The organism is Corynebacterium belfantii (genome assembly GCF_041898185.1).
Classification (GTDB): Bacteria; Actinomycetota; Actinomycetes; order Mycobacteriales; family Mycobacteriaceae; genus Corynebacterium; species Corynebacterium belfantii.
Genome location: NZ_CP157823.1, coordinates 2,304,270 through 2,319,681, shown reverse-complemented (window position 1 = coordinate 2,319,681; position 15,412 = coordinate 2,304,270). Strand labels below are relative to the sequence as shown.

Annotated in this window: 16 protein-coding genes; 12 read left to right on the top strand and 4 right to left on the bottom strand. The window is 58.8% G+C overall.

Features of this window, described 5'->3' with window-relative positions; genetic code table 11:
• Positions 1–28: 28 nt before the first annotated feature.
• The 4 genes from ABMV07_RS11560 to ABMV07_RS11545 all read right to left on the bottom strand — a co-directional run bounded on the left by ABMV07_RS11560 (position 29) and on the right by ABMV07_RS11545 (position 5,295).
• Positions 29–3,832 carry a Pls/PosA family non-ribosomal peptide synthetase gene (locus ABMV07_RS11560; protein ID WP_197692126.1) on the bottom strand — a complete coding sequence of 1,268 codons (3,804 nt, stop codon included), beginning with the start codon at positions 3,830–3,832 and terminating at the stop codon, positions 29–31.
• The gene (locus ABMV07_RS11555) at positions 3,833–4,294 is read right to left on the bottom strand and encodes a MarR family winged helix-turn-helix transcriptional regulator (RefSeq protein ID WP_088266301.1); all 462 of its coding nucleotides are present in this window, start codon (positions 4,292–4,294) and stop codon (positions 3,833–3,835) included. It lies immediately after the preceding gene.
• Between the two features lie 75 nt (positions 4,295–4,369).
• Positions 4,370–4,666, bottom strand: coding sequence for a rhodanese-like domain-containing protein (locus ABMV07_RS11550; RefSeq protein WP_014308711.1), 297 nt, complete (start codon positions 4,664–4,666; stop codon positions 4,370–4,372).
• Positions 4,667–4,818: 152 nt separating this feature from the next.
• Positions 4,819–5,295 (bottom strand): inorganic diphosphatase, encoded by a 477-nt coding sequence (locus ABMV07_RS11545; RefSeq protein WP_003852922.1) that lies wholly within the window; start codon positions 5,293–5,295, stop codon positions 4,819–4,821.
• Positions 5,296–5,329: 34 nt separating this feature from the next.
• Between ABMV07_RS11545 and dacB the strand changes: the two genes are divergently transcribed.
• The 12 genes from dacB (at position 5,330) to ABMV07_RS11485 (ending at position 15,407) form a co-directional block, all read left to right on the top strand.
• Complete coding sequence (gene dacB / locus ABMV07_RS11540; RefSeq protein ID WP_088266302.1) at positions 5,330–6,610, top strand: D-alanyl-D-alanine carboxypeptidase/D-alanyl-D-alanine-endopeptidase; 1,281 nt, start codon at positions 5,330–5,332, stop codon at positions 6,608–6,610.
• On the top strand, positions 6,603–7,481 hold the full coding sequence (gene tilS / locus ABMV07_RS11535) for a tRNA lysidine(34) synthetase TilS (protein WP_196977772.1): 879 nt from the start codon (positions 6,603–6,605) through the stop codon (positions 7,479–7,481). The genes dacB and tilS overlap by 8 nt, the downstream gene beginning before the upstream one ends.
• Positions 7,482–7,501: 20 nt before the next feature.
• Positions 7,502–8,089: a hypoxanthine phosphoribosyltransferase gene (hpt, locus tag ABMV07_RS11530; protein WP_088266324.1), complete on the top strand. Its 588-nt coding sequence runs from the start codon at positions 7,502–7,504 to the stop codon at positions 8,087–8,089.
• A gap of 131 nt (positions 8,090–8,220) precedes the next feature.
• A complete protein-coding gene (gene ftsH / locus ABMV07_RS11525) occupies positions 8,221–10,686 on the top strand; it encodes an ATP-dependent zinc metalloprotease FtsH (protein WP_088266304.1) in 2,466 nt (821 codons plus the stop codon).
• A 7-nt stretch (positions 10,687–10,693) separates the two neighbouring features.
• Entirely contained in the window at positions 10,694–11,266 is a 573-nt protein-coding gene (gene folE / locus ABMV07_RS11520) for a GTP cyclohydrolase I FolE (RefSeq protein WP_197691564.1), read from the top strand.
• A 2-nt stretch (positions 11,267–11,268) separates the two neighbouring features.
• On the top strand, positions 11,269–11,583 hold the full coding sequence (locus ABMV07_RS11515) for a hypothetical protein (protein ID WP_088266306.1): 315 nt from the start codon (positions 11,269–11,271) through the stop codon (positions 11,581–11,583).
• 124 nt (positions 11,584–11,707) lie between these two features.
• Positions 11,708–12,544, top strand: a complete 837-nt coding sequence (gene folP / locus ABMV07_RS11510) for a dihydropteroate synthase (RefSeq protein ID WP_197689781.1) — start codon at positions 11,708–11,710, stop codon at positions 12,542–12,544.
• A 5-nt stretch (positions 12,545–12,549) separates the two neighbouring features.
• Positions 12,550–12,915 (top strand): dihydroneopterin aldolase, encoded by a 366-nt coding sequence (folB, locus tag ABMV07_RS11505; protein WP_088266325.1) that lies wholly within the window; start codon positions 12,550–12,552, stop codon positions 12,913–12,915.
• Between the two features lie 9 nt (positions 12,916–12,924).
• Complete coding sequence (folK, locus tag ABMV07_RS11500) at positions 12,925–13,404, top strand: 2-amino-4-hydroxy-6-hydroxymethyldihydropteridine diphosphokinase (RefSeq protein WP_088266308.1); 480 nt, start codon at positions 12,925–12,927, stop codon at positions 13,402–13,404.
• On the top strand, positions 13,401–13,868 hold the full coding sequence (locus ABMV07_RS11495) for a DUF3180 domain-containing protein (protein ID WP_088266309.1): 468 nt from the start codon (positions 13,401–13,403) through the stop codon (positions 13,866–13,868). Before folK ends, ABMV07_RS11495 begins: the two co-directional genes overlap by 4 nt.
• A 1-nt stretch (position 13,869) precedes the next feature.
• A complete protein-coding gene (locus ABMV07_RS11490; RefSeq protein ID WP_197690787.1) occupies positions 13,870–14,787 on the top strand; it encodes a DUF6779 domain-containing protein in 918 nt (305 codons plus the stop codon).
• On the top strand, positions 14,784–15,407 hold the full coding sequence (locus ABMV07_RS11485) for a hypothetical protein (protein WP_088266311.1): 624 nt from the start codon (positions 14,784–14,786) through the stop codon (positions 15,405–15,407). The genes ABMV07_RS11490 and ABMV07_RS11485 overlap by 4 nt, the downstream gene beginning before the upstream one ends.
• Positions 15,408–15,412 lie beyond the last annotated feature (5 nt).

Below are 15,412 nucleotides of genomic sequence, written 5' to 3'. Positions count from 1 at the left end.
CATTGTGGTTAGTGGCGCGTCGTAAGCGTTAGGTCGTTATGGTGGCGATGGGGTTTCCTTGCCAGTGAGAGTGGGCGGGGACGTCGTCGCCACGCATGACCAGTGAGCCTGGCCCTACGGTGGTGGCCTCTCCGATGCGGGAGGCCGGCAGCATGACGGAGTGTGCGGCAAGGGTTGCACCTGCGCCTATGTGGACGTGGTCGAGGCTCATCACGCGGTCGTGGAACAGGTGGGTTTGTACGACTGTTCCAGGGCCTACGGTGGCTGCTGTACCGACGTGGCACAGGTCGGTTTCAGGGAACCAGTAGCTGTCGATCCACGCGCCGGGGCCGATGTGGACGCCGAGGAGGCGAAGACCTGAGTTGATGAGGCCGCTGCCGGTGCAGTGGTGGAAGAACCAGGGGGCTGCTACGACTTCGACGAAGGTGTCTTGGAGTTCGTTGAGCCAGACGAACCAGCTCCACAGAGGGTGGTTGCCGGGGCGGTGGCGGCCCACGGAGCACCATTTCACCGCCGCGGTGATCGTGATGGCTAGTGCGCCTGCCACGCACAAGGCTATGCCGGTGCCGAATAGTGCGGCCACCACCCCAAAACCTAGAAGCCACTGCGCGGAAACGAGCACTGCGGCCAAAAGAAAACCACTGGTCATAGGTGCTGTTAGTCGAAGGATTTCTACCATGGCGCGTAGGAATTTTTTGCCCACGGTGGGGTAGAAGGTACTGGTGTCGGAGGCGCAACTGTTCACGGTGACGCGTCGCATGCGTTCTGGTGGCGAACCCCACCAGTTAGAACCAGAACGAGCTTTTTTAGGCACCTGTGAGAGCACCGCTACCAGCGAGTTTTTGGCTAGCTTGCGGCCTTGGAGGGCAATACCAGAATTGCCCACGAAGGAGCGCTTGCCGATGATCGTGCGCCCCAAGCGCATCCAGCCACCGCCGAGCTCGTAGCCACCGATGAGGGTGTCGTCGGCCAAGAAAGCGCGGTCGCGGATCTCAGATAACGAGGGCACCATCACCGCCGTAGAAATCTCCACATCCTTGCCCACCTTCGCCCCTAGGAGGCGGAACCACCACGGGGTGATAAGCGAGGCATACAGCGGGAACAGGTAGGTGCGGGCGTCGTCAAGCAGGCGCTCAATGCACCACACCCGCCAACCGCGCGCCGAACGCACCGCCGTAATTCCAGGGGAAAGCCGCAAACCCAACAACCGAACCAGCACCACAACCAGCAGGGCATACAACCCCATGGCCGTCACCACGCCTAACGGCACCCACCACCACAACGCAGTATGGGTACGCTCTTGCCAACGCCACACCACCACCATTCCGGCAGCAACCGCCAGCAACGGTAGCAGCGCCAACACTAACGACGACACCCCGTACACCGGCACCCAGCGCAACCTACGCGGCGGATGCTCCTCGGGGAAACGATGTTTGGAACGCCCCACCTTCGCAGCCGGCGAACCCGACCACCGCGCACCAGCTTTAACTACCGCGCCCGTGACCGTTGAACCAGCCTCAATATGAGCACCAGCACCAATGACCGTGCCAGGCAACAACGTGGAACGCGCACCCACGCGGGCATCTTCAGCAATCTCAATAGCACCCACATGGACCGCATCGCCATCAACCCACACGCCACTAAGATCAACCTCGGGTTCCACCGCGCAATGATCACCCAAACGCAAAAGGCCTGTCACCGGCGGCATCGTGTGTAAATCCACCCCACGGCCAACCTGGGCACCCAACACACGGGCGCAATAATTTACCCACGTCGCGCCAGCAATATCACCCGCACCGAAGGCGTCGAAAAGCCGCTGTGCCGCCCACAAGCGCACATGGGTGACACCGCCGCGCGGATAATCCCCAGGCGAAATCCGTGCTGTGATTAGCCGCGCACTCCATGCCCCCAACGGCAACCGCCCCACAGGCGTTGCCACCAGCAACGTGAATAACACCACGAACAACCACGGCAGCGGGCGCGCCCAACTAGCACCCCAACCTGCAGCAACATTGTTGATCACCAACAACCACGCCACCCAACTAGCCGCCCGAATAGTTGCACACAACCAAATAATGACCGCCTGGACCACCCGCGTAGCCCACGGCACCGGCCTCAGCTCACGCGGCTTAGCCACCGCCGCGTCAGGCAGCTGCTCCACAACCTCAGCCAACGCCCCCAACCGCGGATGATCATACAAATCCCGCACCGACATCGTGGGAGCCTTCTGCCGAATCCGCGACACCACCCCAGCCGCCGCCAACGACGTACCACCTAAAGCAAAAAAGTCCGCATCCACATCACCAACCGGAACCCCCAACACATCCACCCACAACTGGGCTAACCACTGCTGCGTCGGAGTGAAATCTGAGCCCGTAACCTGCGCCGACTCCAACGGCCACGGCAACGCCTTCTTATCCGCCTTACCCGACGTAGTCGTCGGGATCTCCGGCAGCACCACAAGCCGTGGCACCATAGCCCGAGGCATCTCATCTAAAGCAGAAGTATCAATATCAACGTCTGGATCCTGCGGCGACACATACGCCACCAGCACCTTCTCGCCAGCGGCAGTCTCACGAACCACCACCGCATACTGCGCCACATTAGGCAACGCGGCCACATAGGCCTCCACCTCGCCCAACTCGATTCGGCGGCCACCGATCTTGACTTGGTCGTCGATACGCCCCACAAAATACAAGCCGTCCTCGCACAAGCGCACATGATCCCCCGAACGATACGCCCGCTCCCAGCCAAGCTCCGCCGAAAACTTCTCCCGATCCTTCACCGGATCCAGATACTGAGCAAGGCCCACCCCGCCAATAACCAGCTCGCCAACTTCCCCCATAGCCACCGGCTGACCATCAGCGCCTACGACCGCGGTATCCCACCCCGCCAGCGGCAACCCAATCGCCACCGGTTGGCCAGCCTCCAAACGAGCAGCGCACGTGACCACCGTAGCCTCCGTCGGACCATAGGTATTCCACACCTCGCGGCGTGGCGACGCCACCCTGGCCACCAACTCCGCCGAACAAGCCTCACCGCCCAAGATCAACAAGCGCACATTATCCAACGCCTCTGCAGGCCACATGCCCGCAAGAGTAGGAACCGTCGACACAATCGAAATATCACGACTAATCAACCACGGGCCCAAATCCAACCCAGTACGCACCAACGACCGTGGTGCAGGAACCAAACAAGCCCCATGCCCCCACGCCAGCCACATCTCCTCACATGAGGCATCAAACGCCACCGACAACCCCGCCAACACACGATCATCCGGGCCAAGCGGCTGATCGCGCACAAACAACTCACGCTCGGCATCCACAAAAGCAGCAGCACTGCGATGCGACACCGCAACACCCTTCGGCTTACCCGTCGAACCCGAAGTAAAAATAATCCACGCCGTATCCTCCAAATACGGCCCCGCGGTCAGCGGCTGCGCCTGCGCAGTGGTCACCCTTAACCCCGCAGCAGACCACACCGCATCAACGTTGGCCTCCCCGAACACCAACTCCGCACGCTCATCCGGATCATCCGCATCCACTGGCACATACGCCGCCCCCGCACACAACACCGCCAAAATCGTCACATACAAATCCGGCTGCCCCGAGGGCAACCGCACACCCACCCGACAACCAGCACCCACCCCAGCAGCATGCAACTGCGCAACACGATCATCGACCAACTCTGCAAGATCCGCATAGGTCAACACATCGCCACAATCTAATGCTGCAGCCTCCGGGAAGGCGGCCACCGATGAGCGAAAAATATCCACCAACGTGCGCGGACGAGGTGCTTTACCAGAACGAAGAAACTGCTCAGGAACCACCATCTACACCCCAAAAACCAACTGGTCAGCCAATCGACGCAGTATTGCCTGCGCTGTCGCCACGTCACCCGCAGCCGCCAATACCTTTGCCTCCGACTGCGCTACCAACACCGATAATTCCTCATACAATGCGCGCCCCGAATCCGTAATATGCACCAAATGCCTACGACGATCCCGAGGATCGAGCTCCCTGCGAACCCAACCACGGTTTTCCATCGAATCGATCAAACGCACCATGTCTGAAGGGTCCACCCCCAGTGCGGCAGCAATCGCCACCTGAGTCGGTGGCTCCACACCCGCTACAAAACCCAAAATCCAATACTCTCGCATACGCACCGAATGCTTGGACAACACCTCCTCGCTGCCATCGCGCAAGCACTTACGAATGCGCTCAGCCTGAAACGTAGGAGAATGAAGCAGGTCAGCGGGAATTTCTGGGGTCATATACCCAAGGGTAGGTGACACTGCCGATAAAAACCTAGAAAAGGGGAAAGGCGCTGTAAGGAAAATCTCTACAGCGCCACGCGGAAAAAGAACGAACTACTCAGTGGGCAAACCGGCCGCAACCCAACCGTCGGTACCCTCGGCAACATTGATCGCATCAATATCGCGAGCATTCAAGTACTCGATGACACGAGCACTGCGCCCGCCACCTTTACAAATGACATAAATATCCTTGTCGCAATCGATCTCACCCACGCGGGTGGTCACCTCGCTCATAGGAATATTCTTAGCGCCAGAGGCATGCACCTCGGCGAACTCGTCAGTCTCACGGACGTCGATAAGCTGTGCGCCCGCAGGCACCTCAGTCACTGATACTTCACGCATAACGAACATGCTAGCTGTTTTCCTAGAGTAGCGGGGAACCCCGCAATGTAGATACCCCCATAGGTATGTGGGCGAGGGGAAAGGCCAGCGCATAAGGCATCTTCGTTACAAAATGCCAAACACACTGGGTCGACAGTTACCTCAAACGGCACAGCCTAAAACTAGCCCTGGTAACGCTCGATGGACTCAGCGTGAATCTTCTCAGCCTCAGCTTTGTCACCCCAACCGGAACCGGTGACTTCCTTGTTTGGCTCAAGATCCTTGTAGTGCACAAAGAAGTGCTCGATCTCATCACGCAAGAAGGAAGAAACATCCTGGATGTCCTGCAGGTGATCCCAACGTGGATCATCGATCACACAGAGCAGCTTGTCGTCGCCGCCAGCCTCATCGGTCATCTTGAAAACACCCAGTGGACGAGCCTTAACGATCACACCTGGGAAAACTGGCTCTGGGAGGATGACCAGCGCATCCAATGGGTCGCCGTCCTCACCAAGAGTGTGGTCGATGAAGCCGTAATCCAGCGGGTATGCCATAGGGGTGAACAGGTAGCGGTCGAGGTAAACCTTGCCGGTCTCGTGGTCGACTTCGTACTTGTTGCGGGAACCCTTAGGGATCTCGATGGTGACTTCAATGCTCATTGCATTCTCCTCATTGACTATAAGAAATAAGACTGTGCTTGATATTAGCAGTAGGCTGGTTGCGATGAATGGCGCAAAGTGGTGGGCAGCGACGATCGCTGCAACAGTAGTGGTAGCAGGCACTGTGACAATGGGAGTCGTAGTGCAACACAAACATGCCTTAACGCACCAAGCCCCCTATAAACCCATCGAACCTGCTCGCGGCATCACCGCGCTGACAGACAAAGGGACAACTAACAACAAGGCACTACGCAGCACCGTCGGTGCACTCGCACAAGACCCCAGGCTTGCAGGCTTCGCCGGCAAAATTGTCGACGCAACCACCGGCGAGGTGATCCTAGAAAAAGACGCCGACAAACCACTGACCCCAGCCTCGGCAACCAAAATGCTCACCGCCACCGCGGCGCTCTACGAACTAGGCCCCGAACACCGCATCACCACCGAAGTGATCAAACAAAACGACCACACCGTGGTTATCAAAGCCGCAGGAGATGTCTGGCTTACCGACGAACGCCTCGACCAACTAGCACGCAAAATCAAAGAGCAGATGCCCAGCGTAAACGCGGTCCTCGTAGACACCTCCGCATGGAGCGGCGACAAAATACTAGGCGGCTGGGACCCCGACGATGTCAACGCCGGATACGTAGCCCCCCTAGAACCCATTATGCTCTACGGTGGGCGACTCGGCGCCAAAGAAGGCGACGTACCACGCAGCCAAAACCCAGGACTCGACGTAGCCTCCGCACTCGCACAACGCCTCGGCGCAGGAACCAAGGGCTACACCGACTCCGCCACCGGCGAAGTCATCGCCACCACAGAATCCGAAGCCCTAGAAAAACGCATCTCCCAGATGATGCAACACTCCGACAACGTGATGGCAGAAGCCATCGGCCGCGAAATCGACGCAACCCAACCTGTACAAGCAACACTGCGGATCCTCAGCGAACACGGCATCACCATCGGCGCCTCCGAAGTAGCAGACAACTCAGGGCTCTCCCTCCACAACCGCATCACCCCAGCGCTACTCACCCAAGTAGCCACCAAGGCTGTGACCGACCCAGAAGTCCACTCACTCATCCTCGCTCTGCCCGTCGCCGGAGGCAGCGGAACACTCGTCGACCGCTACGCAGAACTCGACGGACGCGGCTGGGTACGCGCCAAAACCGGAACCCTCACTGGAGTATCGGCGCTGGTCGGCGTGGTGCCGTCGACAAGCGGACACATCTACAGCTTCGGCCTCATCTCCAACGGCTCCGAAATCCTCGAAGCCCGCGCAGCCCTCGACACCATCGCCTCGGCACTTCGCGATGCATAAATTCTGGCCCCGCCACAGCCCCAACTTCATGGCCTGCCGTGTTGCCGTACGCACAGTACAACCCCGCGACATCACCGTCGGCCTCTCCGGCGGCGCAGACTCCCTCGCCCTCGTCGCAGCACTGTGCGCCGAAGCCTACAACGTTCACGCCCTCTGCGTAGACCACGGACTCCAACTCGGCTCCCACGAAGTAGCAGAACAAGCAGCCCACCACGCCCGCAGCTTCGGAGCACACGCCGAAGCCATCAGCGTCACCGTCGCGCCGGGTAACCTTGAAGCCAACGCTCGAACCGCCCGCTACCAAGCACTCCACTCGCGCAACCTCCCCGTTGTCGTTGGGCACACCGCTGACGACCAAGCAGAAACGCTCCTGCTCGGCGCGCTACGCGGGAAAGCCACAGGAATGCAGATCCATACCGACAACCTCTGGCGGCCACTGCTTGGCGTTCGCCGCGCCACCACCCTCGCTGCCTGCGCAGAACTCGGAATCGAACCCTGGCACGACCCCCACAACGCCAACACCGACTTCCTGCGCGTAGCACTACGCACCCAGGTCGTACCGCTGTTGTCCGACATCATTGGCGGGGACGCAGTGCCAGCATTGTCACAAGCCGCCACCTTGATCGCTGAAGACACTCACGCCTTGCACGTAGACACCCCCGACGACCGAATCGCCCAGCTAGCAGGCATGCCACCAGCGTTACGACGCCGCCACCTCGTAGCACTACTCCAAGCCTACGGGGCGCGCGTGAGCGCCGCTCACCTGCGCGCCGTCGACGCATTAATAACCAATTGGCACGGCCAAAAGGCCGTTCCAGTGGGAAACGGGTTGGAAGTGACCCGCAAAGATGGCAGACTTTCGGTTAGCTGATTATGAAAGGTGAAACCCCTATGCACGATTCGAAGGAACTTCCAGTGCCAGCCAACCCCTACGGTAACGATGTCAAAAAAGTACTGATCACCGAAGATCAACTTCAAAACCGCATCCAAGAACTGGCTGACCTCGTATCTGAGAAGTACCGCGATGAAAAAGAAGACCTAGTACTGATTTGTGTGCTCAAGGGTGCAGTGTTCTTCCTCACTGACTTTGCGCGCAAACTGAGCATTCCATGCCAGATCGAATTCATGTCCGTCAGCTCCTACGGTAACTCGGCGTCGTCGTCAGGCGTGGTACGTATCCTCAAAGACCTCGACCGCGATGTCGCAGGCTGCAACGTTGTGATTGTTGAAGACATCATCGACTCCGGCCTCACCCTCAAATGGCTGATCAAGAACCTCTCCGGACGCAAACCAAAGTCCCTAGAAATTGTCACTCTCTTGCGCAAGCCAGAAGCAGTAAAGACCACCATCGACTGCCTTGACATCGGTTTTGACCTGCCCAATGAGTTCGTCATTGGCTACGGTCTCGACTTCGCCGAAAAGTACCGCGACCTCCCCTTCGTCGCATCCTTGAACGAGGACGTGTACACCGAACAATAGGGTAGGGACACCTCAAAAGAAACCAGCTGGGAACGTCTGGCTGGTTTTATGCGTTACTAAAGGCAGAACCTTTTAGTAGCTTTTCCACATTCATTTAAGAAAGGGACCGGCACACAAGAGCCGGTGCGTGCATGAACAACAAAAAGACCCTGCAATATGGCGTGATAGCCGCCATCGTGCTCATGGCCATTTATGTGTTTACTTTCCTTGGCAATGACACCCGAGGCTATAAGCCCGTAGAAACTTCCGTGGCAGTTACCCAATTGGATAACAAGAACGTCAAGGAAGTAGAGATCGACGATCGCGAGCAGCGCCTGCGCATCAAACTCAAGAACCCGATCGAACACGAGGGGCAAAAAGACGTCTCGGAAATCCTGACCAAGTACCCTGCACGCGCCTCCGCCGACATCTTTAGCAAGGTAGAAAAGTCCGAGGCAGAAAAGTTCACCACCAAGGTGAACCAAGAAAACTTCTTCGTCTCCATGCTGAGCTACATCCTGCCGATGTTGCTCATGTTCGGCATCATCATGTTCATCTTCAGCCGCATGCAAGGCGGCCAAGGTGGCATCGGAGGCATGTTCGGCTTCGGCGGCTCCCGCGCCAAAGAGCTCGACAAAGACATGCCCACCAACACCTTCGCGGATGTCGCCGGTGCAGACGAAGCTATCGACGAGCTGCACGAAATCAAAGACTTCCTCGAAGACCCCACCCGCTACGAAGCACTCGGTGCAAAAATCCCACGCGGCGTTTTGCTCTACGGCCCTCCCGGCACCGGTAAAACACTGCTTGCACGCGCAGTCGCCGGTGAAGCAGGCGTACCATTCTACTCCATCTCCGGCTCCGACTTCGTTGAAATGTTCGTCGGTGTTGGCGCATCCCGCGTCCGCGACCTCTTCAAACAAGCCCGCGAAAACAGCCCCTGCATCATCTTCATCGACGAGATCGACGCAGTCGGCCGCCAACGTGGCTCCGGCATGGGCGGCGGACACGACGAACGCGAACAAACACTGAACCAAATGCTGGTAGAAATGGACGGCTTCGGTGACCGCGAAGGCGTCATCATCATGGCCGCCACCAACCGCCCCGACATCCTCGACCCAGCACTGCTGCGCCCAGGACGCTTCGACCGCCAAATCCCAGTGACCAACCCCGACCTCAAAGGCCGCGAACAGATCCTGCGCGTCCACGCCAAGGGCAAACCCTTTGCCAAAGACGCCGACATCACCGCACTGGCACGCCGCACCGCCGGTATGTCCGGTGCCGACCTGGCCAACGTGCTCAACGAAGCAGCACTGCTGACCGCCCGTATCGGCGGCAACGTTATTACCGCAGACGCCCTCGAAGAAGCTACCGACCGTGTGATCGGCGGCCCACGTCGATCCTCCAAGGTGATTTCCGAAAAGGAAAAGAAAGTCACCGCCTACCACGAAGGCGGCCACACCCTATCCGCATGGGCACTCAAGAACATCGAGCGCGTGTACAAAGTGACCATCCTCGCGCGTGGACGCACTGGCGGCCACGCCATGACCGCCCAAGAAGATGACAAAGGCATGTACAACCGCGACGAGCTCTACGCACGCCTCGTGTTTGCCATGGGTGGCCGCGCAGCCGAAGAACTCGTCTTCGGTGAACCAACCACCGGCGCCTCCGCCGACATCGAACAAGCCACCAAGATCGCCAAAGCCATGCTCACCGAGTACGGAATGAGCCCATCACTGGGCATGGTCAAATACGGCGAAGAACAAGGCGACCCCTTCTCCGGCCGTGGTGGATCCGGCACCTTGGAATACTCCCCAGATGTTGCCGCCCAAATCGACCGCGAAATGCAATACCTGCTGGATAAAGCCCACGCAGAGGCCTACAGCATCCTTGCTGAGCACCGCGACTACCTTGACAAACTCGCCGAAAAGCTCCTCGAAAAAGAAACGCTTCGACGCCCCGACCTCGAAGCACTATTCGAAGGTATCGAGCCACGCGAAGTGGGCGACGTATTCCCTAACGAAAACGATCGTTTCCCACGCCAAGCAGGCCGAGAACCAGTCAAGACCCCAACCGAACTCGCTATCGAGCGCGGCGAAGAACCACCTAAGCCGTTCTCCATCCTGGAGGCATCCAAGGCCGCACGTGCCAAGCGGGAAGCAGAACTCGCCGCACGCAACGCAGGTGCTGCACCCGTAGCACCCGCACAAGGACCACAGCAACCCGCACGCGGACTCGGACACATGGACGGCACCGCGCAGCGCGTCGAAAAGCCTGTAACCCCTGAAACCCCTGCGGTCAAGGAACAACGCTACGGCGGCACCCCGCCACCACAAGACTGGACCGCACCAGGGTGGCCACCAGCGCAACCCAAGAACGCAGACACCCCTGCCTCCGTGCACCCCGGTGTGAAAAACTACGCAGACGACAGCACAACCGCAGCCCCTGCCGAACCACAGGAAGAAGTAGGCTTCCAACTCCCAGAAAACGAGCGCACCGATAATCCGTGGGAGAAACCAAACGATGAATCCGGACGCCACCGCGCACCCGCCGACAGTGAGCGCCCCTCGTCTGACCCCACCCAAGTGATCAAACGAGTCGAAGAAACTGACGAGTAACACACCCATGACCGCACAATTTGATCAACAACGCGCCGAAGCCGCAGTCCGAGAACTCCTCGTCGCCGTCGGCGAAGACCCCGACCGCGAAGGACTGCAAGAAACCCCAGCGCGCGTAGCCAAGGCCTACGCCGAAATGTTCGCAGGCCTGCACACCGACCCCACCGAAGTCCTTACCAAAACCTTCAGCGAGGACCATCGGGAAGTCGTCCTCGTACGCGACATCCCGATCTACTCCACCTGCGAACACCACCTCGTGCCCTTCTTCGGAAAAGCACACATCGGCTACATCCCAGGCGAATCCGGAAAAGTCACCGGCCTCTCAAAACTCGCACGACTCGTTGACCTCTACGCCAAACGCCCCCAAGTCCAAGAACGCCTGACCACCCAAGTGGCAGACGCACTGGTAGACAAGCTCCAAACCCAAGCAGTCATCGTGGTCATCGAATGCGAACACCTCTGCATGGCCATGCGTGGAATCCGCAAACCAGGAGCCGTGACCACCACGTCTGCAGTTCGCGGCGGATTTAAAACCAACGCAGCCTCCCGCGCAGAAGTACTCAGCCTCATCCGCGGCTAACAATGACCTTCATCTACGACAGCGACTGCGGATTCTGCCAATGGTCCGCACAACACCTCGCCCACATTAACCCAGCCCTGACCATCACACCAGGGCACCCCACCGCCGCCGAACTCCACACCGAAAGAGGTGTTGAACGCGGCCACCGCGCCATCGGACTAGCGCTAGCGCAAGCGCCACGCCGATGGGACCGCATCGCCGGCTGGGTCCTCCTACAGCGCAGCCTGCACTGGCTGTTCGCCGGAATCTATGCGGTGATCGCCCGCTACCGGCATCGCCTCGGGCCATTGGTGGGGGCGTCGTCATGCAGGCTATAAGGATGTGACAGCAACAATCGGTTTAGTGAGTTACACCCAACTCGCCAGGCCGATTTTTATCAACGCGTAGTATGAGCACCACAACCACCCAAATACAACAGGCAAGTGATAAAAGGAGCAGGGCGTGAGCGCGAAAGACCTCATCATTCCCGAGCGAACAGCCGTCATGGGCATTGTGAACGTCACCGAAGATTCATTTTCCGACGGTGGCCGCTGGCTCGACATTGATGCCGCAATCGACCACGCCCGCGACCTCGTCGCAGCAGGCGCAGACATCATCGACGTCGGCGGCGAATCCACCCGCCCAGGTGCCACCCGCGTCGACCCCGACGTGGAACGCAGCCGCGTGATCCCCGTCATCCGGGCACTGTCCGAAGAAGGCATCGCCACCTCTATCGACACCATGCGTGCCAGCGTTGCCGCCGCAGCAGCCGAAGCCGGCGTAAAACTCATCAATGATGTTTCCGGTGGACTTGCCGACCGCGCCATGTACTCCGTCATGGCCGACACCCAACTACCGGTCTGCCTCATGCACTGGAAGACCGTCCGCTTCGGGGACGCTGCAGGAAGCGCCGACCACGGCGGCGACGTAGTAGCAGACGTGCACCGAACCCTGGATAAGCTGGTCAGCTCCGCACTCAACGCCGGTGTCAAAGAAGATAACATCACCATCGACCCTGGCCTCGGCTTTGCCAAAACACAAGAAGATAACTGGGCACTCCTACGCGCCCTACCGGAATTTATCGCAGGTCCATACCCCGTGCTCGTAGGGGCCTCACGCAAACGCTTCCTCATAGCAGTCCGCGCCGCCCGCGGATTACAAACAGGACCAGTCGACGCCGACCCCGCAACCGCAGCGGTGACAGCGATCGCCGCACAAATGGGTGCATGGTGCGTGCGCGTGCACGAAGTAGCAGTCTCCCGAGACGCAGTCGACGTTGCGGCCCTATGGAATGCGTGATTGCTATGGCTGATCGTATCGAACTTAAAGGCTTGCACTGCTTTGGCTACCACGGGGTTTTCGAACACGAAAAACGCGAAGGCCAAGACTTTATTATCGACGTCACCTGCTGGCTGGATCTGCACCCCGCAGCAGCCTCAGATGACCTGACACACACTGTTGACTACGGGGAATTAGCCCAGCTAGCTCACGATATTGTGACAGGTCCACCACACGATCTCATCGAGGCCGTAGCCGGCGAGATCGCCGAATCCGCGATGGCAGCATTCCCGCTTATCACAGCCATTGAAGTCACCGTGCATAAGCCACAGGCACCGATTCCCCTAGAATTTGCCGATGTAGCAGTAGTTGCCCGTAGGTCGAGGAGGTAACCAGCGAATATGCGCGCAGTGCTTTCTATTGGTTCGAATATGGATGACCGCTATGCCTTGCTGCGAACGGTCGTCGAAGAATTCGCGGGAGAGATCGTGGCAGCATCCTCGATCTACTCCACGCCACCGTGGGGAGTAGAAGACCAAGACGAGTTCCTCAACGCGGTCGTCATTGTGGACGTCGATAGTTCGCCCTTTGAGCTGCTACGACGTGGCCAGCGCCTAGAAGAAGCCGCGTGTCGACGTCGCCTGCGGCACTGGGGTCCGCGCACCCTCGACGTCGATGTCGTGACCATCTACAACGACGACGGCACCCCCATGGTATCCACCGATCCCGAGCTGACCCTGCCGCACCCCTACGCCCACGAGCGAGCCTTCGTGCTCGTGCCTTGGGCAGAAGCAGACCCCGAAGCTGAATTGCTAGGCCAGAAAGTAGCGCAGCGCGCCGCAGCACTAGGTGAAACTTTTTCGGTGGTGGGTAGCCTATGAAATCCACCAATTGGGTAGCACTGATCGGCCTCGGCGTGTTCGTCGCCGCAGCCTCGCTACTTCTCGTCGCACGATTCTATGGCTCAATGAGCTCAGTGCCCATCAGTGTTGCACTCATGCTGTGGGCGATGACGATACTGTGCGTGCTGCTGGCCGTGCGGGTGCGAGGCAGGATTCGCGACGAAAAAATCGGGCAAGATCGCTCCCAGCTCAACCCCGTGACCGCCGCTGAATTTCTCATCGTAGGAAAGACCTCCGCGTGGACGGGGGCACTATTCGGGGGAGCGTATACAGGCATGGCCTGTTATGTTGTGGCGAAGTATTCAGAACTAGCTGCGGCAGCGCAGGATACCCCTGTTGTTGTAGCTGCAGCACTAGGAGGAGTGGGGATGTCTGCTGCCGGATACTGGCTGGAAAAGTGCTGTACTGTGCCGCCCCCACCACAGGGCGAGGGAGTGCGGTAGTTTGGAACGCATGGAGAAGGACAACGGGCAAAAACTTTTGATCGCGCTGGTTGTGCTATCACTGATAGCCAGCGTAGTGATGCTTCTAACGGGCAACGTCGGCGCACTCAAGATTGCGCTTTTGGCATCGCTGTGGGCAGCGGTCATCGGTTTTTTCCTCGTGAGTCGCTACCGCACCCAGGCAGAACTGGCACGTGCGGAACTAGAAATTGAACGCGAGCACCACAAGTCGGAGCTCGACGCAGCACGCGAAACCGAACAACAGCTGCGCCAGCGCGATGAAGAAACTCTAGAAAAGATCAAAGAGCAGCTCAACGAGGTGCGCACCCAGCTAGAGTCCCTCACCGGCCAAGTGTTTACCGAGCCAGCCATGCTGCGCGCACAGGCACGCCGTATCCATGAGATCGAAGCCGCAACACCGAATGCTGCCCCGAGCGTTTCAGAAAACATCGCCGAGGTAGTCTCCCGCTTTACTCCAACCACTGCTGAGAAAACCCCAGAGCCTGCGCGTAGCCCACGCGTTGACGAAACCGCAGAGTTTAAGATCCCAGCTCCTGAAACATCAAACCCCGAGGCTGCCAAGAAAGACAAGCCCAAGCCGGAGCCAGAAAAGAAGCAGACCAAGAAGCAAGAACTGCATATCCCAGGTGCGAAGTTCCAAGACTACTTGGATAAGCCAGCACCCAAGCCCACGATTGCGGAGCCGCAGAGTTCTTACTTTGACCAGAAGTCCTTCCAAGAGGCGGCAGCCCCTAAACAAAAAGAGCGTACTTTTGATACTGGGCAATTTGCCAAGGTGGACTGGTTGCAGGGGCGCGGCTCGGAAAAAAAGAAGAACGAGCCGCATGGGCGTAGGCGTCGCGACGAACACAATAACTCTGTTTCCGTTGCCGACCTGCTCAAGCGGAACCAAAAATGACGCCACCGCGCATGCGGATCAGTGGCCAAAACGAATTCGTGCAAGCACTTCTCGACCACGGGCATGTGCTTGTCGAGGCCAGCGAAGCCGAGCTGATATTTGATCCCACTCAGCTTGTTCGACGCGGCCAGATCGTCGCCCACCTCGGTCACGCCACACTAGCGGATCTTGACGCATATTCCAGCGGACATGCCTTCGTGATCACCGAGCTGGTGCCACGCATCTATGCCGTGACCGCTTCCGATGATCTCGCTGCCGTCGTCGCAGAACTTTTGATAAGCGAACTCGGCGGACGCGTAGTTCATGTGCCAGAAAACCAACGCGATCGCCTCACCGCAGGGCTGGCCTACGCAGGGTTTATCGGCCAAGTGCGCAGCGAAGCCCGCAACCTGCTCACCGAAGCTCTGGGTAATGCCCATCATGCCGACGAAGTGGTGGAACAGCTCACCGACGCAGTCGCCCCGCCACTGGATGTAGCAGCTCTCGAACGCGGCTACCATGCCATAGACTCTGTGGGCACCAAGCGCCTCTACGCCCAGCTTGCCCGTCGAAGCGGGGAAGTGTTCCACAACAACGACGTGGAGTTGTGGGCAATGAATCAAGAACAAAACAACACATAAGGAAT